Source organism: Geodermatophilus maliterrae, from assembly GCF_041018925.1.
In the GTDB taxonomy this organism is placed as follows: Bacteria; Actinomycetota; Actinomycetes; order Mycobacteriales; family Geodermatophilaceae; genus Geodermatophilus; species Geodermatophilus maliterrae.
This window is the reverse complement of sequence record NZ_JBFNXQ010000008.1, coordinates 46,163-67,033: the sequence shown is the minus strand read 5'-3', so window position 1 is coordinate 67,033 and position 20,871 is coordinate 46,163. Positions and strand designations below refer to the sequence as shown.

Below are 20,871 nucleotides of genomic sequence, written 5' to 3'. Positions count from 1 at the left end.
CCGCGGCGGCGCCGGACTACCGTCGCCGCCGTGGCCTCCCCGACCGAGCCAGAGCGCGACCCCGAACCGACCAGCACCGACCCGAGGCCGGCTCCCGCACCGTGGGGGCCGGCCTCGGGTGTCGGGTCCCTGCCCGGCACCGACCCGGCCGAGGCGCTGCGCATCGTCCTCGGCGAGCTGCCCGGCATGCCGCACCTGCACGAGCTGCCCGCGCGCGGCGCCGGCGCGGACCTGATCGGCCGCAGTGCCGCGCTGCTGGTCGACCTCGCCGTCGACCTCACCCCCGCGGGCTGGCGGCTGGTGCCCCGCGGCGGCGTCGACCTGCGCCGCGCGCAGGAGTTCCTCGCCCGCGACCTCGACGCCCTGCACGACGTCGCCGGGACCCACCGCGGCCCGTTCAAGGTCCAGGCCACCGGGCCCTGGACGCTGGCCGCCGGGCTGGAGCGCGAGCGCGGTGAGCGGGCCGTCGTCGACCCCGGTGCCCGCCGCGACCTCGGCCAGTCGCTGGCCGAGGGGATCGGCGCGCACGTCGCCGAGGTCGCCGCGCGGGTGCCGGGCGCGCAGGTGGTGGTCCAGCTCGACGAGCCGTCGCTGCCCGGCGTCCTGCAGGGCTCCCTGCCCACGGTGAGCGGGTTCGGCCGGCTGTCCGCGGTGGAGGCGTCCGTGGTGCAGTCCGAGCTGGCCGCCGTCGTCGCCGCGGTGCCCGGCCCGGTCGTCGTCCACTGCTGCGCGCACCGGGCGCCGCTGGACCTGGTGCGCGCCGCCGGCGCGGACGCGCTGTCCTTCGACCTCGGCCTGGTGCAGGACCTCGACGCCCTCGGTGCCGCCGTGGAGGCCGGCACCCACCTGCTGGTCGGCGTCGTGCCCGGCACCGACGCGACGCTGCCCGCGCCCAAGGCGACCGCCTCCCGGCTGCGGGCGTGGTGGCGCGAGCTGGGCTTCTCCGCCGACGAGCTGCACGAGGCGGTCACGCTCACCCCGGCCTGCGGTCTGGCCGGTGCCACCCCGGCCTACGCGCGCGCGGCGATGACCCACGTCCGCGAGGCCGCGGAGCACCTCCTGCCGGAGTGATCACGAACGGGTGAGCGCGGCGGGTGCGCCGTCGTACCCGGCGGATACGGTCGACGTCGTGAGCACGGACGCCGCCACGGACGAGGACACCCCGCAGGTCGCCGCCACCGCTGAGCGGGAGGACATCACCGAGGTCCCCGACGCCGCGCGCACCCGTCACCGCGACCTGTCCGAGGAGCTCGACCGCTACGCGTTCGCCTACTACGTGCAGGACGCGCCGCTGGTCAGCGACGGCCAGTACGACGAGCGCATGGCCGAGCTCAAGGCCCTGGAGGCCGAGCACCCGGCGCTGCTCACGCCCGACTCGCCGAGCCAGAAGGTCAACGGCGGGTTCACCGCCACCTTCGCGCCGGTCGCCCACCTCGAGCGCATGCAGAGCCTGGACAACGTCTTCGACGGCGACGAGCTCTCCGCCTGGGCGAGCCGGGTGGTGCGCGATGCCGGGAACGGGATCGCCTGGCTGTGCGAGCTGAAGGTCGACGGCGTCGCCGTGGCGCTGGTGTACGAGCGCGGCCGGCTGGTGCGCGCGGCCACCCGCGGCGACGGGAGGACGGGGGAGGACGTCACCGCCAACGTCCGCACCATGGACGACGTCCCGCAGCACCTCACCGGCGACGACGTCCCCGAGCTGCTCGAGGTCCGCGGCGAGATCTACTTCCCGATCGAGGGGTTCGCCGACGTCAACGCCGGCATGGTGGAGCAGGGCAAGCCCCCGTTCGCCAACCCGCGCAACGCCGCGGCCGGCTCGCTGCGGCAGAAGGACCCGCGGGTGACCGCGTCGCGGCCGCTCCGGCTGGTCGTGCACGGCCTGGGCGCCCGGCGTGGCCTGGAGCCGGCCCGCCAGTCGGAGGCCTACGAGCGGCTGCGCGGGCTCGGCCTGCCAGTGAGCAGCCGCTACGAGGTGGTCGACGACCTCGAGGCGGTGTGGGCCTACGTCGAGCGCTTCCGCGAGCAGCGGCACTCGGTCGAGCACGAGATCGACGGCGTCGTCGTCAAGGTCGACCAGGTGGCGCTGCAGCGGCGGCTGGGCTCGACCTCGCGGGCGCCGCGGTGGGCGATCGCGTTCAAGTACCCGCCGGAGGAGGCCACCACCAAGCTGCTCGACATCCGGGTCAACGTGGGCCGCACCGGCCGGGTCACCCCCTTCGGCTACATGGAGCCGGTCAAGGTCGCCGGGTCCACCGTGCAGCTGGCCACGCTGCACAACGCCAGCGAGGTCGAGCGCAAGGGCGTGCTCATCGGCGACACCGTCGTCGTCCGCAAGGCCGGCGACGTCATCCCGGAGATCCTCGGCCCGGTGGCCGCGGCCCGCGACGGCTCCGAGCGCCCGTTCGTGATGCCCACGCACTGCCCCGAGTGCGGCACCGAGCTGCGGTACGAGAGGGAGGGCGACGCCGACATCCGGTGCCCCAACGCGCGGTCCTGCCCCGCGCAGCTGCGGGAGCGGGTGTTCCACGTCGCCGGCCGTGGCGCCTTCGACGTCGAGGCGCTGGGCTACGAGACGGCGGTCGCGCTGCTGCAGGCCCACCTGATCGAGGACGAGGGCGACCTGTTCTCCCTCGACGAGGACCAGCTGTCGCGCTCGTCGTTCTTCACCAGGAAGGACGCCGGGCTGACGGCCAACGCCCTCAAGCTCCTGGCCAACCTGCAGCACCGCAAGGACGTCCCGCTGTGGCGGGTGCTGGTGGCGCTGTCGATCCGGCACGTGGGACCGACCGCCGCGCAGGCGCTGGCCCGCGACTTCCGCTCGCTGGACCGCATCGCCGCCGCGTCGGAGGAGGAGCTGGCCGCCGCCGACGGGGTCGGCCCGACGATCGCCCGCTCGGTCCGCGACTGGTTCGCCGTCGACTGGCACCGCGAGGTCGTGGAGAAGTGGCGCCGGGCCGGGGTGCGGCTGGCCGACGCCGGTGAGGACGCCCCGCCCGGGCCCCTCACCGGGCTCACGGTGGTGATCACCGGGTCGCTGCGCGACCTGTCCCGCGACCAGGCCATCGCCGCGGTGCAGGAGCGCGGCGGCAAGGTCACCGGCTCGGTGTCGAAGAAGACCGGCTTCGTGGTGGTCGGCGCCGACCCGGGCAGCAAGTACGACAAGGCCGTGCAGGTCAAGGCGCCGATCCTCGACGACGACGGCCTGCGGGTGCTGCTCGACGAGGGTCCCGAGGCGGCCCGCGCGGTCGCCACGATCGGCGACGGGAGCGAGCCGGCGCAGCCCGACCCGTCGGCTGCTGAGCCGGCCGAGGACGTGGCGCAGCCCGCGAAGGCCAAGCGGACGAGGGCCGAGCGGAAGAAGGCCGAGCCGGTGGGGTCCGAGCCGGTGGGGTCCGAGCCGGTGGGGTCCGAGCCGGAGGAGGCGCCGGCGGAGGAGGCGCCGGCGGAGGGTTGACCTCTGCCGCTCGTCGTCCCCGGGGGCCCGGCGGCCGCTCAGACCGGCGGCAGGTGGGCGACGCTCGCCGCGATGCCGGTGAGGTGGGTCAGCCGCAGCAGCTCCGAGCGCCGGTACGCCGGCCCGCCGGAGCGGCCGAGCACCACCGCGGTGCCGGGGTCGCCGAAGGGCGAGGCCATCATCTCGATCGCCATCTCCCGCCAGCGCTCGGGCAGCCAGTCGTCCTCGCTGGGCAGCAGCCGCGGCGAGGACAGCGGCAGCCACGGCAGGTGCACCCCGTCGAAGGTGGGCGCGGCGTCGGAGGCGGCGAGCACCTCGCACCCGCCGCCGTCGGTCGCCTGCAGCACCGCCGCCCAGCCGCTGTGGAACACCCGGGGCAGCTCGGCGGCCAGGAGCTTCACCGCCAGGGTGGGTGGGGGGTCCGTGGCGGCGCGGGCCAGCGCCTCGAGCAGGTCGAGCTCGCGGTGGGTGTCCAGCGGTCCGGCGAAGGGCCGCAGCGCCTCCACCTGCACGCCCGGCACCGCCTGCACGACGGTGATCAGGCTGTCGGGCAGCCGGTCCCGCGGGAGCTCGACCACCACGTCGTCGACGGCGACGCCCCCGCTCCGCTCGAGCACGTCGACCGAGACGATGTCGATGCCCGCGGTGCCCAGCGCGGTCGCCACCGCTCCGAGCAGGCCGGGACGGTCGGGCACGACCAGCCGCAGGAGATAGGACACGGGGGTTCCCTCCGCAGACGACGTCGAGGTGCTGCCCGATCCTCGTCGATCGCGTGGCGGGAGCAGCTTCCCCCATGCGGGGGCCCCGGGTCGAGCCGCCGTCCTGCCCGGACCGGCGCGGCGACCGGCCCACGTACAGTGGCCGGGTTGCGTCCCTGGCGCCGGCCGGCGCCGACGACAGGAGTCCCACCCCAGCATGAGCCCCACCACCCCCGAAGCCGGCGTGCACCCGGCCCTCGACCGCCAGGACATCGCGCACCTCGCGCGGCTGGCCCGGCTGGCCGTCACCGACGAGGAGCTCGACCGCTTCGCCGGGCAGCTGGGAGCGGTCCTCGACGCGGTGGCCCAGGTGCAGCGCGCCGACGTCGACGACGTCGTCCCCACGACGCACGCCGTCCCGCTGACCAACGTGATGCGTCCCGACGTCACCCGGCCCAGCCTCCCGCGTGACGTCGTCCTGGCCGGTGCCCCCGCCGCCGAGGACGACCGCTTCCGCGTGCCCCGCATCCTCGGGGAGGAGGCGTGAGCGACCTCACCGCGCTGACCGTCGCCGAGCTCCAGCGGGCACTGGCCGATGGCGAGACCTCCGCCGCCGAGGTCACCCGGGCCCACCTCGACCGCATCGGGACCGAGGACGACGCGCTCGGCGCCTACCTGCACGTCGACCGGGAGGGCGCGCTGCGGCGCGCCGGCGAGGTCGACGCCACCGGCACCGCGGGCACCGGCCTGGCCGGCGTCCCCGTGGCGCTCAAGGACGTCTTCGTCACCGAGGGCGTGCCCACCACCAGCGGCTCGCGGATCCTCGAGGGCTGGCGCCCGCCGTACGACGCCACCGCCGCGCGCAGGCTCAAGGACGCCGGCACGGTGCTCCTCGGCAAGACCAACATGGACGAGTTCGCGATGGGCTCCTCCACCGAGAACTCCGCCTACCGGCCGACCCGCAACCCGTGGGACCACGACCGGGTCCCCGGCGGCTCCTCCGGGGGGTCGAGCGCCGCGGTCGCCGGCCGGCTGGCCCCGTTCGCGCTGGGCACCGACACCGGCGGCTCGATCCGCCAGCCCGCGGCGCTCACCGGCCTGGTCGGGCACAAGCCCACCTACGGCTCGGTGTCGCGCTACGGCCTGATCGCCTTCTCCTCGAGCCTCGACCAGGCCGGCCCGATGGCCCGCACGGTGCTCGACGCCGCGCTGGTGCACGAGGCGATCGGCGGTCACGACCCGTGCGACTCCACGAGCATCGACTCGCCCGTGCCCACGCTGGTCGAGGCCGCCCGCCGGGGTGCCGGCGGCGACCTGTCCGGGCTGCGGGTCGGCGTCGTCCGCGAGCTCGGCGGCGAGGGCTCCCGCGAGGGTTACGAGCAGGGCGTGCTCGACCGGTTCGCCGAGGCTGTCGCGCTGCTGGAGGCCGCCGGCGTCGAGGTCCGCGAGGTGTCCTGCCCGTCGTTCGGGCTGGCGCTGCCGGCGTACTACCTCATCGCCCCGAGCGAGGCGTCGTCCAACCTGGCCCGCTTCGAGGGGATGCGCTTCGGCATCCGCGTCGGCGACGACGGCAGCCGCGACGTCGACGACGTCATGGCGCTCACCCGCGAGCAGGGCTTCGGCGCCGAGGTGAAGCGGCGCATCATCCTCGGCACCTACGCGCTGTCGGCCGGCTACTACGACGCCTACTACGGGCAGGCGCAGAAGGTCCGCACGCTGATCAACCGCGACTTCGGCGCGGCCTTCGCCGACGTCGACGTGCTGGTCAGCCCCACCAGCCCGACCGTCGCCTGGCCGATCGGCGCCCGCGTCGACGACCCGCTGGCCATGTACGCCGCCGACCTGTGCACGCTGCCGGCCAGCCTCGCCGGCGTCCCGGCGATCTCGGTGCCCTGCGGGCTGTCGGAGGAGCTGCCGGTGGGCCTGCAGGTCATGGCGCCGGCACTCGCCGACGACCGCTGCTACCGGGTGGCCGCCGCGGTCGAGGCCGCCCGCGGCCGTCCGCTGGCCGACGAGCTGTTCGACCGCGCCCCCGCCCGGGGCGCCGCGTGAACGGCGCGCTCAAGGCCGCGTGGGGCCTCACCGCGTTCGTCGTCCTGGTGGGGCTGATTGGCTGGATCACCACCGGCGAGGTCTTCTTCGCCGTCTTCATCGTCCTGGGCGTGCTCACCGCCGTCGGCGCCGTGATGACCGGCCGCTCCGTCCGCAAGGAGAACGACTCCCGATGACCGACACCCTCGTCGAGTTCGACGAGCTCCTCACCCGCTACGAGCCGGTCATCGGCCTGGAGACCCACGTCGAGCTGGGCACCGCGTCGAAGATGTTCTGCGGCTGCGCCACGACCTTCGGCGCGGAGCCCAACACCCAGACCTGCCCGGTGTGCCTCGGCCTGCCGGGGTCGCTGCCGGTGGCCAACGCCGCCGCCGTCGAGTCCACCATCCGGATCGGCCTGGCCCTGGGCTGCCGGATCGCCGGCTGGTCGCGCTTCGCCCGGAAGAACTACTTCTACCCGGACATCCCCAAGGGCTTCCAGGTCAGCCAGTACGACGAGCCGCTGTGCACCGCCGGCCGCCTCGACGTCGAGGTCGACGGCAGGACCTACCGCGTGGAGATCGAGCGGGTGCACCTCGAGGAGGACACCGGCAAGAACCTGCACGTCGGCGGGGCCACCGGCCGCATCCACGGTGCCGACCACTCACTGGTCGACTTCAACCGGGCCGGCATCCCCCTGGTCGAGATCGTCACCCGGCCCGTCGCCGGCGCCGGCGAGAAGGCCCCCGAGGTCGCCCGGGCCTACGTCACCGCGCTGCGCGACGTGATCCAGACCCTCGGCGCCTCGGACGTCCGGATGGAGCAGGGCAGCCTGCGCTGCGACGTGAACCTCTCGCTCAACCCGGTGGGCGCCCTGGAGTGGGGCACCCGCACCGAGACCAAGAACGTCAACTCGCTGCGGTCGGTGGAGCGCGCCGTCCGCTACGAGATGCGCCGGCAGGCCGCCGTCCTGGACGCCGGCGGCCGGGTGGTGCAGGAGACCCGCCACTTCCACGAGGACACCGGCAGCACGTCGTCCGGCCGCAGTAAGGAGGAGGCGACCGACTACCGGTACTTCCCCGAGCCCGACCTCGTGCCGCTGGCCCCCGACACCGCGTGGGTGGAGGAGCTGGCCGCCGGGCTGCCCGAGCTGCCCGCCGCCCGCCGGGTGCGGCTTCAGGAGGAGTGGGGCCTGCCGGCGACCGAGATGACCTGGCTGGTCAACGCCGGGGCGCTCGGGCTGGTCGAGCAGACCGTCGCCGCCGGCGCCTCCCCGGCCGATGCCCGCAAGTGGTGGCTGGGCGAGCTGGCCCGCCGGGCCAACGACGCCGGGGTCGAGCTCGCCGACCTCGCGGTCACGCCCGCGCAGGTGGCCGAGCTGACCGCGCTGGTCGGCGAGGGGACCATCAACGACAAGCTCGCCCGGCAGGCGCTCGACGGCGTGCTCGCCGGCGAGGGCGACCCGCGTGCGGTCGTGCTGTCCCACGGGCTGGCGGTCATGGGGGAGTCCGACGAGCTGGTGGCCGCGGTCGACGCCGCCATCGCAGGGGCCCCCGACGTCGTCGCCAAGGTGCAGGGCGGCAAGGTGCAGGCCCTCGGTGCGCTCGTCGGCGCGGTCATGAAGGCGACCCGCGGCCAGGCCGACGCGGCCACCGTCAGGCGCATGCTCGAGGAGCGCGTGCTCGTCGGCTGATGCCGGGCGCCCCTGCCCGGGATGCCGCGGAGCCGGTCACAGCGGGCTGGAGCCGGTCGCGGACGGCGGGAGGATGCGCAGCACCTTGTCGTCGTCCTCGGCGGGAGTGCCGACGCCGTCCCCGTTCGACGTCGTCACCCACAGCCCGCCCTCGGCGTCGAGGACGACCGTGCGCAGCCGGCCGTAGCGCCCGGCGATGAGCTCGGCCGGCTCCTCGGGGACGCCGCCGGCCTCGGTCCGGACGACGTACACGCGCTGGCCGTCGAGGGCACCGAGGAAGACGGCGTCCCCGGCGGCCGCGCAGCCGCCGAGCCCGCCCTCGGCGTTGGGCACCTCGAACAGCGGCCCGGTGCTGGTGGGCCCCGGCGCCGGCCAGCCGTGGTCGCTGTCCTGGATGACGGTGTTCAGCTCGTCCGGCCCGGCGGAGGACTCGTCGACGGCGAACAGGGTGGCCGTCCCGTCGAGGGCCGGGCACAGCGACGTCACGTCGGCGTGCCCGCGGCTGTACACCGGGCCGGCGCCGACCGGCTGGCCGAAGACGTCGACGTGCAGCACCTTGCCCGCCAGCGAGGCCGGGTCCTGCGCCAGCGCCGGGTCGCCGGTGTCGCCGGTGCCGACGAAGAGGGTGCCGTCGGGGGCGAAGGCCAGACCACCGCCGTTGTGCACCTCACCGCGCGGGATGCCGGTGAGCACCGGGTTCGGGGTGCCGCCGAGGGGGAAGCGGACGACGCGGTTGTCGGTCGGCGTCGACACGTAGGCGTAGTAGAGGCCGTCCTCGTCGAACGTGGGGGACAGCGCCAGGCCCAGCAGCCCGCCGTCGCCCGCGGTGTCGACACCGGGGACGGTCATCAGCTCCTGGGCCGGCGAGCGGTCGGGGAAGACCTGCAGCAGCCGGCCGGTCTCCCGCTCGCCGACCACGGCGGTGCCGTCGGGCAGCACGACCAGCCCGGTGGGCACCGTCAGTCCGGTGGCCACGACGTTCGGGTCGCCGCGGCTGGTGCCGGAGTTCGGGTCGGCGGGGTCGCCGGGACCCGGCGGCGGGGTGGACTCGGTCGGCGGCCCGACCTGTGGGGGCTGGCCCTCGGGCAGCGGCCGGAAGGGCCCGGTGGGCTCGTAGCCGTCGTCCCCGCAGCCGGTCAGGACCAGCGCGAGGGCCAGCGTGCAGGCGGCGGCGCCGCGCCGACCCCGCTGCCGCCTCACCCGCTCCACAGTACGGGCGCGCAGGCCCCGGCGGCGCTCGCCGGGCGAGAGCCGGCGCCTAGGGTCGCAGCCCATGGCCGCAGTCGCGCAGACCGTCCCGGGCACCGCCGTCGCCGGGCCCGACGAGACGCTCACCGTCCTCGTGCCCACCCGGTCGATGGCCACCGCCGCCGAGGCGCTCTCCCCGCGGGTGCGCGCGTTCCCCGTCACCCCGGACGACGGCCCGCCCACCGGGGACGCCGCCAGGGCCCAGGTGTGGGTGCCGCCCAGCGGTGGGGCCAGGCCGTCGCCGGACCTCCTCGCCGCACTGCCCCGGCTGCGGCTGGTGCAGCTGGTCAGCGCCGGGGCCGAGCGCTTCGTCGGCCGGCTGCCGGAGGGCGTCGTGCTGTGCAACGCCCGCGGTGCGCACACCCCGTCGACGGCGGAGTGGGTGGTGGCCGCGACGCTGGCCGCCCAGCGCGGCCTGCCCGACCTCGTCCGCGAGCAGGACGCCGGGCGCTGGACGCCGGGGACGTACCACTCGCTGGTCGGGGCCCGGGTGCTGGTCGTCGGCGCCGGCGACATCGGCCGGCGGGTGGGCCGCATGATGACCGGCTTCGACGTCGAGCTGACCTACGTCGCCCGCAGCGCGCGCGACGGTGTGCACGCCACCGACGAGCTGCCGCGGCTGCTGCCGGAGGCCGACGTCGTGGTCGTCGTCGTCCCGGTGACCGACGAGACCACCGGTCTGGTCGACGCCGCGTTCCTCGCCGCGATGCGGGACGGCGCGCTGCTGGTGAACGCCGCCCGCGGGGTCGTCGTCGACACCGGCGCGCTGCTCGCCGAGCTCACCGCGGGCCGGCTGCGGGCCGCCCTCGACGTGACCGAGCCCGAGCCGCTGCCCGAGGGGCACCCGCTGTGGTCGGCGCCGGGCCTGCTGCTCACCCCGCACGTGGCCGGCGCGGTGCCCGGCACCGACGCCCGGGCGGAGGCCGCCGTCCTCGACCAGCTGCGGCGGGTGCTGGCGGGAGAGCCGCTGGTCAACGTGGTGGCCTCCTACTGAACGCCTGGGACCATGGGGAGCCGTGGCTGCCCTCGCACGCATGCGGATGAGCCGGGTCGCGCTGGTCCCCGTCGTCCTCCTCGCCGTCTGCGCGCTGCCCTTCGCGGCGGCCGCCCCCTGGGCGGCGGTCGTCCTGCTGCTCCCGCTGCTCGCCGCCGCCTGGGTGCTGCGGGTGGGTGTCGACGTCGACGAGGGGGGCATCACCACCCACTCGCTGCTGCGGCCGCGACGGGTGGCGTGGGACGACCTGGCCGGCATCCGCATCGGCCGCGACGCCCGGCTGCGACTGGTCACCACCGCCGGCGGGGAGGTGCCGCTGCCCGTCCTGCGGGCGCGCGACCTCCCGCGGCTGGCCGCGCTGTCGGGCGGGCGGATCGACGCGCCCTGACGCTCACCCCGCCAGGGCGGTGAGCCGCTCCGCCGCGTCGCTGCCCTCGACCGCGGTGTAGACGACCAGCTGCAACCCGGGCGCGTCGGCCGGCGTCAGCTGGTGGTGCTCGAGCAGCAGGGTGCCGACCTCGGGGTGCTCGAACCGGCGCTCGGCGGAGCTGAACCGGTCGACGTCGTGGCTGGCCCACCCGGCCCGGAAGTGCGGGCTGGCCGCCTCGAGCCGGGCGACGAGGTCCACGACCCCCGGGTCGGCGAGTCGCGGGCCGACCTCCGCCCGGAACTGGGTGAGGAAGCGCCGGCTGTCGCCCGCCCAGTCGGCGAGCAGCCGGCGGACGGCCGGGTCGGTGAAGACCAGCCACAGCAGGTTGCGCTCGCCGCCGGGGACGGCGGCCACCCCCGGGTAGAGCCGCTCGTAGGCGCGGTTCCACCCGACGATGGACCAGTCCGCGGTGATCGCGTAGGCGGGGGAGTGGCCGAGCGCGTCGAGCAGGCGCTGCACGTGCCCCGGCAACCCGTCGGCGGAACCGGCCGCGGTGGCGCCGCCGTGCCCGGCCAGCCGCAGCACGTACTCGTGCTCGGCCGGTGACATCCGCAGCGTGCGGGCCAGCGCGTCGACCACCTGCCGCGACGGCCGGATGTCGCGGCCCTGCTCCAGCCACGTGTACCAGGTGTGGCTCACGCCGGAGAGCAGCGCCACCTCCTCGCGGCGCAGCCCCGGCGTCCGCCGCGCGCCGCCGGCGGACAGCCCGGCGACCCGCGGGTCGACCTGACGACGGCGCGAGCGAAGGAACTCGGCCAGCTCACGGCGGGTGGGCGGGGGATCGGCACGGCGGGCGGTGGCGGACACGGGCTGCTCCGGGATCGGTGGTGGTGCCGGTACCAGTATCGACGGCGCCTCGGCACCGGGCGCCGTCCGGCCTACGCTCGTCGCTCGTGACCACCGTGGAGGAACCCCGCACCGCCGCCGACGTCAAGCCCCGCAGCCGCGAGGTGACCGACGGCATCACCAAGGCCCCGGCGCGGGCGATGCTGCGCGCGGTGGGCATGGGCGACGACGACTGGGACAAGCCGCAGATCGGCGTCGCGTCGTCCTGGAACGAGATCACCCCCTGCAACCTCTCCCTGGACCGGCTGGCCAAGCGGGCGAAGGAGGGCGTGCACGCCGCCGGCGGCTTCCCCCTGGAGTTCGGCACGATCTCCGTCTCCGACGGCATCTCCATGGGCCACGAGGGCATGCGCGCCTCGCTGGTCTCCCGCGAGGTGATCGCCGACTCGGTCGAGACCGTCATGTTCGCCGAGCGCCTCGACGGCTCGGTGCTGCTCGCGGGCTGTGACAAGTCGCTGCCCGGCATGCTGATGGCCGCCGCCCGGCTCGACCTGGCCAGCGTCTTCCTCTACTCCGGCTCCACGATGCCCGGGAGGCTCGGGGACCGGGACCTGACGATCATCGACGTCTTCGAGGGCGTCGGCGCCTGCGCCCGCGGTCTGATCACCCGCGACGAGCTCGACGCGATCGAGAAGGCCGCCTGCCCCGGGCAGGGGTCCTGCGGCGGCATGTACACGGCCAACACCATGGCCAGCGTCGCCGAGGCGCTCGGCATGGCCCTGCCGGGCAGCGCCGCCCCGCCCGCCCCGGACAGCCGCCGCGACGCCTTCGCGATCGCCTCCGGCGAGGCCGTGGTCAACCTGCTGCGGCAGGGCATCACCGCGCGGCAGATCATGACCCGCGAGGCGTTCGAGAACGCCATCACCGTGGTCATGGCGCTGGGCGGCTCGACCAACGCCGTCCTGCACCTCATGGCGATCGCGCACGAGGCGCAGGTGGACCTCACCCTCGAGGACTTCAACCGGATCGGCGACCGCACGCCGCACCTGGCCGACGTCAAGCCGTTCGGCCGGTACGTGATGACCGACGTCGACCGCATCGGCGGCGTCCCGGTGGTGCTGCGGGCGCTGCTCGACGCCGGGCTGCTGCACGGCGACGTGCTCACCGTGACCGGCAGGACGATGGCCGAGAACCTCGCCGAGATCGCCCCGCCGGACCCGGACGGCACGATCATCCACGCGATGGACCACCCGATCCACCGGACCGGCGGGCTGGTCGTGCTGCGCGGGTCGCTGTCGCCCGACGGCGCCGTGGTGAAGTCGGCCGGTTTCGACGCCGAGGTCTTCGAGGGCACCGCCCGGGTCTTCGACGGCGAGCAGGGCGCCATGGACGCGGTCACCGAGGGCACGCTGAACCCGGGCGACGTCGTCGTCATCCGCTACGAGGGGCCCAGGGGCGGACCCGGCATGCGCGAGATGCTCGCCGTCACCGGCGCGATCAAGGGCGCGGGCCTCGGCAAGGACGTCCTGCTGCTCACCGACGGCCGCTTCTCCGGCGGCACGACGGGGCTGTGCATCGGGCACGTGGCGCCGGAGGCCACCGACGGCGGCCCGATCGCCCTGGTGCAGGACGGTGACCGGATCCGGCTGGACCTCTCGACCCGCACGCTGGACCTGCTGGTCGACGACGAGGAGCTGGCCCGCCGCCGGCAGGACTGGGCGCCGCTGCCCCCGCGCTACACCACCGGGGTGCTCGGCAAGTACGCCAAGCTCGTCGGCTCGGCGGCCCAGGGCGCCATCTGCACGTGACGGGCCTGCGCTGATCCGGGCCGGCGGGCTCCCCCCGATGGGGTGACGGGAGCCCGCCGCGTCTGCGGTCGGCCACCCCGGGTGCCGACACCCCGGGTGTGGACAGGCGGAACAGGTGGCTGCTGGCATGTGCCGTGCCGGCCGCAGTGGCGTGCGGGGTGGCCGCCGTCGTCCCGGCGCTGGACCCGGTCGGCGAGGTGGTCACCGCCCTCGCCGGGTTGCTCACCTCCGTCGTCCTCTGGCTGAGCAGCCGCTCGACCGACCCCGGCGAGCGCCCGTGGCGGCTGCTCGCCGTCGCCCCGTTCCTCCCGGTCGCCGGGTCCCTGGTCAGTTCCCTCGCGCACCCCGGCTCGGCCCTCGAGGCCGTCGTGCTGCGCTGGCTGCCGACCGTGCCCGCCTACGTCGTCGCCGTCGTCGCGCTGCTCTGCATGGCCGGGCGCACCGGCCTGCGGCGGACCTGCCGGCGGACGCTGCTCGAGCTCGCGCTCTTCGGCGTCGCCGCGCTCGTCGTCATGCAGGTGCTGCTGGTCGGCCCCGGCAACAGCTGGACGACGCTGTCGCTGGGTGCGCAACTGGTCCTCGGCGCCGCCGTCCTCGCGACCTCGGCCACGATGGCCGCCGGCCTCACCGTGCTCGGCGCCGTCGAGGCGCACCGCCAGCGCATGGCCGTGGCCCTGCTCACCGGCCTGGTGGCCCTCTGCGTCGGCCGCGGCACCGGCACGTCGGCCGCCCTGCTGGGCGCCGACGACGCCGTCCCGGTCGCCCGGGTCGCCGTCGTCGTCGGGCTGGCGCTGCTGGTGCTGGCCCGGTTCCTCGATCCCGGCCGCCGTCCCGCGACCCCGGCCGGCGGCGGCAGCGAGCGTGCCGAGCAGCTGCGCTCGGTGCTGCCGCAGCTCGCGCTGGTCGTCGTCGTGGGCACCGTCGTCGTCCCCTTCGCGCTGGGGACGGCGCCGACGCTGGTGACCCTCGCCGGTGCCCTGCTGTGCGTGGGGCTCTCGGCCACCCACCGCTGGGTCGGGGCCCGCGAGGACCACCTCCGGGGCGCCCGGCTGCGCCGCGACGAGGCCTACTTCCGCAGCCTGGCCTCCTCCACCCGCGAGGCCGTGCTGGTCCTCGACGCCCGGCTGCGCGTCGGCTGGACCTCGCCGGCGATGGCCGCCCTCCTGGGCAGCACGCCGGCCGAGCTCGCCGGCCGTGACCTGCTGGCCGCGACCCCCGGTGCCGCCGCGGCCGGGACCGTCGACGCCGGGGACGCCGCGGAGCTCCGGCGGGTCCTCGCCGCCGGTGCCGGTGCCGGTGCCGGCACCGACACCGGCCTGCTGACCCTGCACGTGCGCGACGCCGCCGGCGAGCGGCGCTGCCTGGAGGCCAGCGTCGCCGACCTGCGCGGGGACGCCGCCGTCGGCTCGGTCGTGCTGCACTGCCGCGACGTGACCGGGCGGGAGGCCCGCGAACGGGCGCTCGCCGAGGTCGCCTTCACCGACCCCCTCACCGGCCTGCCCAACCGGGCCGGCTGGGACACCGCGCTGGCCCGGGCCGCCGACCGCGCCGGCACCGACCCGGGCGAGGCGCTGCTGGTCGTCGAGGTCTCCGGGCTGGCCGAGGTCCGGGAGCACGCCGGCCGCGAGGTGGTGGCCGACGTCCTGGTCGAGCTCGGCCGGCGGCTGCGCGAGACCGTGCGCGGCGACGAGGTCGTCGCCCGGATCGCCGGGGGCGCGTTCGGCGTGCTGGCCGCGGGCGACGGCGACACCGCCGACCGGCTCGCCGACCGGTGCCTGGCCGTCCTCGAGCGGCCCGTGAGCACACCCGCGGGTGTCTTCGACCTCACCGCCGACGTCGGCGTCGTCGTCGTCGAGCGCGGCCCGAGCGTCGCCGACCTCACCGCCCGCGCCGAGCTGGCCGTGTCCGCCGCCCGCACCGGGGGACGGTCCCGCGCCACCCGCTGGACGCCGACCCTGGGCGCGGCCGCCGCCCGCCGCGACCGGCTGCGCGCGGACCTGCCCGGCGCCGCCGCGCGCGGCGAGCTGTGGCTGGCGTTCCAGCCGGTCGTGTCGATGGACGAGCAGCGGGTCACCGGCGTGGAGGCCCTGCTGCGCTGGCGGCACCCGGAGCTCGGCGACGTCCCCCCGCGGGAGTTCGTCCCGATCGCCGAGCGCGCCGGCGTGATCGGCGAGCTGCAGCGCTGGGCGCTGCGGGAGGCCACCGCGGCCGCCGTCGCACTGCCCGAGTCCGGTGGCGTGCCGCTGCAGCTCGGCGTCAACATCTCGGCCTCGCACGTGGCCGCCCGGAGCCTGGTCGACGACGTCGCCACGGCGCTCACGACCTCGGGGCTGGCCCCGCAGCGGCTGGTCCTGGAGATCACCGAGGCGACCGTGCAGGACGACGGCGAGTTCGTGGTCACCGACATCCAGGCGCTGCGGCTCATGGGCGTGCACGTGGCGCTCGACGACTTCGGCGCCGGGACCTCGTCGCTGGTGCACCTGACCCGCCTGCCGATCGACGTCCTCAAGCTCGACAGCACCTTCGTCGCCCGGGTCGACCGGGACGGCAGGAGCCGCGCGCTCTGCCAGGCGGTCGTGACCGTCGGCCGGGCGCTGGGCCTCGACGTCGTCGCCGAGGGCGTGGAGACCCCCGCCCAGCTCGGCGCGCTGCGCGGCCTGGGCCTGGGCTTCGCGCAGGGCTTCCTGCTGTCCCGGCCGCTGCCGCTGGCCGAGCTCCTGCGCGTCCTCGACGAGGGCGCCGGCGCCCTCTGGCCGGGCCTGGTCGGCCTGTCGCCCGACGCCTTCGGGGCGGTGGGCGAGACCCCGGACGTCCGGGCGGTGCACGGTGCCTGAGACGGCGACGGGGTCCGCCGGCGCGCGGCTGGTCGGTCCCGGCGCGGTCGTGGCGGTGCTGTCCCTGCTGGTGCTGCTCGGCTCCGGCACGACCGCCCTGCAGCTGACCGCCGCGCCCGAGTCGGCCGTGCTCGTCCCCGCGGCCCTGGCGCTGGCCTCCGGCACCGGCGCCGCCGTCCTCGCCCGCGGCGCCGCCCGCCTCCCCGGCCGTCCCGGCCGCCCCTGGCGGGCGATGTCGCTGGCCGCCGGCCTGCTGGCGCTCGGCCAGGTGCTGGCCGTCGCCCGCCCGCACCGTGACCTGTCCACCGGCGGCATCGAGGACCTCCCCACGCTCCTCGCGGTCCCGGTGGCCGTCGCGGTCGCCGTCCTGCTGCTGCCCCCGCGGGCCGGCCGGCGGGTGGGCTCGCGGGTGCTGCTCGACGGCGCCCTGCTCACCGTCGGTGTCGCGGTGCTCGGCAGCGTCGTCCTCGACGAGCTCCTCGCCCGGATCGCCGGACCCGGCCAGGGGCTCATCGCGGCCGGGTACCCGCTCGTCGGCGCGGTCCTCTGCGGCGTCGGCCTGGTCACCGTCACCGCGGTGCCCGAGGCGCGCCGCCGCTCGGCGACCTGGCTGCTGGCGTCCTTCGTCGCCATGGCCACCGTGGCGCTCGGGGGTGCGCTCGGCCGCACGTCGGCCACCGACGGGCCGCTCTGGGACGTGGTCACCGTCCTCGCCTGGTTCACCATGCTCGGCACCGGCCTGTGCGCCGCCGCGGCCGACCGGCCGGGCGAGCTGCCCGCCGGCCGTCGCGCCCTGCCGCTGCGCGGCGCGGTGCTCGCCTGCGGGACGTCGACCGCCGCCCTGCTCGCCGTCACCGCCGGGGTGATCACCGGTCGCCCCGTGACGGCCCCGGAGGCCGCCGCGGCCGCCGTCCTGCTGCTGCTCACCTCGGCGCGCACGCTGTCCTGGGCGCTGGACGCCGCGCGGCTCACCCGTCGCCTGGAGCGGACCGAGGGCTGGTTCCGCGCGCTGGTGCACAGCGGCGACGCCGTCACCGTCGTCCTCGACGCGGCCGGTCGCGTGACGTCGGTGTCCGGTCCGGTCGCCGACCAGCTCGGCCGGACGGAGGAGGACCTCCTCGGTGCCGCGCTCGTGACGCTGCTGCACGCCGACGACCGCGACCTCGTGGAGCGGGTCGCCGCGGCACTGCGCGACGGCGCCCCCGACGGCCTGCCCGCCACCGGCCGGCTGCGGAGCGCCGACGGCGGGTGGCGCGACGTCGAGGTCTCCGGCGCGGCCCGCACCGGCAGCCGCCGGTCCGACGACGGGCTGGTGCTGCACCTGCGCGACGTGACCGAGCGCCGGGCCGGCCAGCGCGAGCTGGAGCGGCTGGCCTACACCGACTCCCTGACCGGCCTGCCCAACCGTGCCCGTTTCATGGCGGCGCTGGAGGGCGCCCTCGACCGGGCCGCCCGCGGCCGGCGGGCCTGCGTGCTCCTGGTGGACCTCGACGGGTTCAAGGCGGTCAACGACGTGGCCGGCCACGACGCCGGCGACCGGCTGCTGTGCGAGGTGGCCGACGCGCTGCGCGCCGAGGCGCGGTCGGGCGACCTGGTGGCCCGCCTCGGCGGGGACGAGTTCGCGCTCGTCGTCGACGCCGGGCCCGACGAGGCGATGGCGCTGGCCGAGCGGCTGGTCGCGACGCTGGACCGCACCCGTCGCCACGGCGGTACCCCGGGCGACCCGGAGAGCGGCCCGCTGCTGCGGGTGTCGGCCAGCGTCGGGCTGGCCGAGGTGGTCGCCGGGATCGACGCCTCGGCCACCGTCCGCGAGGCCGACCTGGCGCTGCGCACCGTCAAGGCGCAGGGCAAGAACGGCGTCCGGGCGTCGGGGGAGGGCCTGGTCGAGGAGTCGGCGCGGCGCAGCCGCCTGGCCCGCGACCTGCCGGGCGCGATCACCGAGGGCCGGCTGCGGCTGGTCCACCAGCCGGTGGTCGGCGTCGCCGAGCGGCGTGTGATCGGGGTGGAGGCGCTGGTCCGCTGGGACCACCCGGTCCTCGGTCCGGTCTCACCCGAGGAGTTCATCGGCCTGGCCGAGGACGACGGCCTGATCGTGCCCCTGCAGCGCTGGGTGCTCGAGACGGCGACCGCCGAGCACGCCCGCCTGGTGGCCACCGGCCGTGAGCTCAAGCTCGGCGTCAACATCTCCGTGCGGCACCTGCAGGCGCGCTGCCTGGTACAGGACGTCGTCCGGGCGCTGGAGCGCTCCGGCCTGCCGGCGCGGCTGCTGATGATCGAGGTCACCGAGAGCGTGCTCATGGACGACGACGAGCGCCTGCTCGCCGAGCTCGCGGAGCTCTCGGCGCTCGGCTGCGTGGTCTCCCTCGACGACTTCGGGAAGGGCTACTCCTCGCTGGCCTACCTGGCCCGCCTGCCCGTGGACGTGCTCAAGCTCGACCGCGGCTTCGTGTCCGGCATCGACACCGATCCCCGCGGGGCCGCGCTGGTCGGCAGCGTCGTCGACCTCGGCCGCACGCTCGGCATGGACGTCGTCGCCGAGGGCGTGGAGACCGCCGCCCAGCGTGAGGTGCTCGTCGGGCTGGGCTGCACCTTCCTGCAGGGCTGGCTCACCGGCCGCCCGGTGCCGGCCGCCGACCTGCCCGGGGTGGTCGACGGCTTCGACCCGGGCCTGCTCGGCCACCCGTCGGGGGAGCCGCTCCGCGTCCCATGAAACGACCGACACAGTCCACTGTGTGGGACGCTGTGGTTGACGTCCCGGCGGCGGGGGCGCACAGTGTGGTCGTGCCCTCCGCCTGCCTGCTCCTCGTAGTCGCCTAGCGCGCCGGTCGCCCGACCGACGCGCTACACCCCTCTGTGCCCGCGGCACGAGGGGTTTTTTGTTGCCAGTTCCACCTCGACACGAGCAGACACCCGCAGCACACGACCACCTGCACGACCGGCCCAGGAGACTCACCGCCATGACGACCACCCCGAGCGAGTCCGCCACCCGAGAGGCCGCCGCGGCCCTCGCCGGCGTCGAGACCACGGCCCGCTCGATCGCCGAGTCCGCCGCCGAGCCCGCCACCGGCATCACCGGCGCGCAGAGCCTGGTCCGGTCGCTGGAGGCCGCCGGCGTCGAGGTCGTCTTCGGCATCCCGGGCGGGGCGATCCTGCCGGCCTACGACCCGCTGTTCGACTCGCGCGTGCGGCACGTCCTGGTCCGCCACGAGCAGGGCGCCGGGCACGCGGCCACCGGGTACGCGCAGGCCACCGGGCGGGTCGGCGTCTGCATGGCCACCTCCGGCCCGGGCGCGACCAACCTGGTCACCCCGCTGGCCGACGCCTACATGGACTCGGTCCCGATGGTCGCCATCACCGGCCAGGTGCCCAGCCACGCGATCGGGACCGACGCCTTCCAGGAGGCCGACATCCGCGGCATCACGATGCCGATCACCAAGCACAACTTCCTGGTGACCGACGCCGCGCAGATCCCGCAGCGCATCGCCGAGGCCTTCCACCTGGCCGCCACCGGCCGGCCCGGCCCCGTGCTGGTCGACATCTCCAAGGACGCCCTGCAGGCCACCACCGACTTCACCTGGCCGCCGCGGATGGAGCTGCCCGGCTACAAGCCGACCACCCGCCCGCACGGCAAACAGGTCCGCGAGGCGGCGGCGCTGATCGCCGCTGCCCGCCGTCCGGTCCTCTACGTCGGCGGCGGTGTGCTCAAGGCCGCGGCCACCGCGGAGCTCGCCGAGCTGGCCGAGCTCACCGGGGCCCCCGTCGTCACCACCCTCATGGCGCGGGGGGCCTTCCCCGACAGCCACCCGCAGAACCTCGGCATGCCGGGCATGCACGGCAACGTCACCGCGGTCACCGCCCTGCAGAAGGCCGACCTGCTCGTCGCCCTCGGCGCCCGCTTCGACGACCGCGTGACCGGTGAGCTCTCGTCGTTCGCGCCCGGTGCCCTGGTCGTGCACGCCGACATCGACCCGGCCGAGATCGGCAAGAACCGCAAGGCCGACGTCCCGATCGTGGGCGACGCCAAGGAGACGATCGGCGAGCTGGTCACCGCGCTGCAGGCCGAGCACCGGACCGGCCGCACGCCCGACCTCACCGCCTGGTGGGCGCAGCTCGACGACTGGCGCTCGCGCTACCCGCTCGGCTACGAGTGGCCCGACGACGGCTCGCTGTCCCCGCAGTACGTCATCGAGCGGCTGGGGGCGATCGCCGGGCCCGACGCGATCTACACCTCCGGCGTCGGCCAGCACCAGATGTGGGCCGCCCAGTTCATCAGGTACGAGAAGCCGGGCACCTGGCTCAACAGCGGCGGCCTCGGGACGATGGGCTACGCCGTCCCCGCGGCCATGGGCGCCAAGTACGGCTGCCCGGACACCACCGTCTGGGCCATCGACGGCGACGGCTGCTTCCAGATGACCAATCAGGAGCTGGCCACCTGCGCCATCGAGGGCATCCCGGTGAAGGTCGCCGTCATCAACAACGGCAACCTCGGCATGGTCCGGCAGTGGCAGACGCTCTTTTACGAGGGCCGCTACTCCAACACCAAGCTGCACGCGCAGAACCCCGACGGGACACCCAAGCCGGTGCGCATCCCCGACTTCGTGACGCTGGCCGAGGCGCTGGGCTGCGTCGGACTGCGCTGCGAGTCCAAGGACGACGTCGACGCCGTCATCGAGAAGGCGATGGCGATCACCGACGCCCCGGTGGTCATCGACTTCGTCGTCGGCGCCGACGCCCAGGTGTGGCCGATGGTCGCCGCGGGCGCCAGCAACGACGACATCCTGGCCGCGCGCGACCTGCGCCCCGTCTTCGGCGACGGCCAGGTGTAAGTCGAAGGACCCCCGTCCCCCCACCCCTCGCTCCGCTCGGCGCGGGTCCCTGACGGGGGCCGCACCTGC

15 protein-coding genes are annotated in these 20,871 nt (G+C 75.9%); 12 read left to right on the top strand and 3 right to left on the bottom strand.

Going from position 1 to position 20,871, the window contains the following annotated elements; translation table 11 throughout:
- Positions 1-30: 30 nt before the first annotated feature.
- The gene (locus ABQ292_RS04650; RefSeq protein WP_369203717.1) at positions 31-1,071 is read left to right on the top strand and encodes a methionine synthase; all 1,041 of its coding nucleotides are present in this window, start codon (positions 31-33) and stop codon (positions 1,069-1,071) included.
- 58 nt (positions 1,072-1,129) lie between these two features.
- Entirely contained in the window at positions 1,130-3,454 is a 2,325-nt protein-coding gene (ligA, locus tag ABQ292_RS04645) for an NAD-dependent DNA ligase LigA (protein WP_369203715.1), read from the top strand.
- 38 nt (positions 3,455-3,492) lie between these two features.
- On the opposite strand, the gene ABQ292_RS04640 is transcribed toward ligA, so the two are convergent.
- On the bottom strand, positions 3,493-4,173 hold the full coding sequence (locus ABQ292_RS04640; RefSeq protein ID WP_369203713.1) for an ACT domain-containing protein: 681 nt from the start codon (positions 4,171-4,173) through the stop codon (positions 3,493-3,495).
- Between the two features lie 196 nt (positions 4,174-4,369).
- Between ABQ292_RS04640 and gatC the strand changes: the two genes are divergently transcribed.
- The 4 genes from gatC to gatB are packed head-to-tail and all read left to right on the top strand — an operon-like array spanning position 4,370 to position 7,876.
- A complete protein-coding gene (gene gatC / locus ABQ292_RS04635) occupies positions 4,370-4,699 on the top strand; it encodes an Asp-tRNA(Asn)/Glu-tRNA(Gln) amidotransferase subunit GatC (RefSeq protein WP_369203711.1) in 330 nt (109 codons plus the stop codon).
- Positions 4,696-6,204: an Asp-tRNA(Asn)/Glu-tRNA(Gln) amidotransferase subunit GatA gene (gene gatA / locus ABQ292_RS04630; RefSeq protein ID WP_369203709.1), complete on the top strand. Its 1,509-nt coding sequence runs from the start codon at positions 4,696-4,698 to the stop codon at positions 6,202-6,204. The genes gatC and gatA overlap by 4 nt, the downstream gene beginning before the upstream one ends.
- Complete coding sequence (locus tag ABQ292_RS04625) at positions 6,201-6,380, top strand: hypothetical protein (protein WP_369203707.1); 180 nt, start codon at positions 6,201-6,203, stop codon at positions 6,378-6,380. The genes gatA and ABQ292_RS04625 overlap by 4 nt, the downstream gene beginning before the upstream one ends.
- Positions 6,377-7,876 (top strand): Asp-tRNA(Asn)/Glu-tRNA(Gln) amidotransferase subunit GatB, encoded by a 1,500-nt coding sequence (gatB, locus tag ABQ292_RS04620; protein WP_369203705.1) that lies wholly within the window; start codon positions 6,377-6,379, stop codon positions 7,874-7,876. The genes ABQ292_RS04625 and gatB overlap by 4 nt, the downstream gene beginning before the upstream one ends.
- A 36-nt stretch (positions 7,877-7,912) precedes the next feature.
- Here gatB and ABQ292_RS04615 read toward each other — a convergent pair whose 3' ends face one another.
- Entirely contained in the window at positions 7,913-9,076 is a 1,164-nt protein-coding gene (locus tag ABQ292_RS04615; RefSeq protein WP_369203703.1) for a PQQ-dependent sugar dehydrogenase, read from the bottom strand.
- A gap of 73 nt (positions 9,077-9,149) precedes the next feature.
- On the opposite strand from ABQ292_RS04615, the gene ABQ292_RS04610 reads away from it, so the two are divergent.
- Together ABQ292_RS04610 and ABQ292_RS04605 are read left to right on the top strand one after the other, a co-directional pair.
- Positions 9,150-10,118: a 2-hydroxyacid dehydrogenase gene (locus ABQ292_RS04610; RefSeq protein ID WP_369203701.1), complete on the top strand. Its 969-nt coding sequence runs from the start codon at positions 9,150-9,152 to the stop codon at positions 10,116-10,118.
- Between the two features lie 22 nt (positions 10,119-10,140).
- Entirely contained in the window at positions 10,141-10,506 is a 366-nt protein-coding gene (locus tag ABQ292_RS04605; protein WP_369203699.1) for a PH domain-containing protein, read from the top strand.
- A 3-nt stretch (positions 10,507-10,509) separates the two neighbouring features.
- Here ABQ292_RS04605 and ABQ292_RS04600 read toward each other — a convergent pair whose 3' ends face one another.
- The gene (locus ABQ292_RS04600) at positions 10,510-11,355 is read right to left on the bottom strand and encodes a helix-turn-helix transcriptional regulator (protein ID WP_369203697.1); all 846 of its coding nucleotides are present in this window, start codon (positions 11,353-11,355) and stop codon (positions 10,510-10,512) included.
- A gap of 86 nt (positions 11,356-11,441) precedes the next feature.
- On the opposite strand from ABQ292_RS04600, the gene ilvD reads away from it, so the two are divergent.
- From ilvD to ABQ292_RS04580, 4 genes are all read left to right on the top strand, one after another.
- Positions 11,442-13,142 carry a dihydroxy-acid dehydratase gene (gene ilvD, locus ABQ292_RS04595; RefSeq protein WP_369203695.1) on the top strand — a complete coding sequence of 567 codons (1,701 nt, stop codon included), beginning with the start codon at positions 11,442-11,444 and terminating at the stop codon, positions 13,140-13,142.
- Positions 13,143-13,276: 134 nt separating this feature from the next.
- Positions 13,277-15,976, top strand: coding sequence for a putative bifunctional diguanylate cyclase/phosphodiesterase (locus tag ABQ292_RS04590; RefSeq protein ID WP_369203694.1), 2,700 nt, complete (start codon positions 13,277-13,279; stop codon positions 15,974-15,976).
- Entirely contained in the window at positions 15,969-18,686 is a 2,718-nt protein-coding gene (locus tag ABQ292_RS04585; RefSeq protein WP_369203692.1) for a putative bifunctional diguanylate cyclase/phosphodiesterase, read from the top strand. The genes ABQ292_RS04590 and ABQ292_RS04585 overlap by 8 nt, the downstream gene beginning before the upstream one ends.
- A gap of 247 nt (positions 18,687-18,933) precedes the next feature.
- Entirely contained in the window at positions 18,934-20,802 is a 1,869-nt protein-coding gene (locus tag ABQ292_RS04580) for an acetolactate synthase large subunit (protein WP_369203690.1), read from the top strand.
- Positions 20,803-20,871 lie beyond the last annotated feature (69 nt).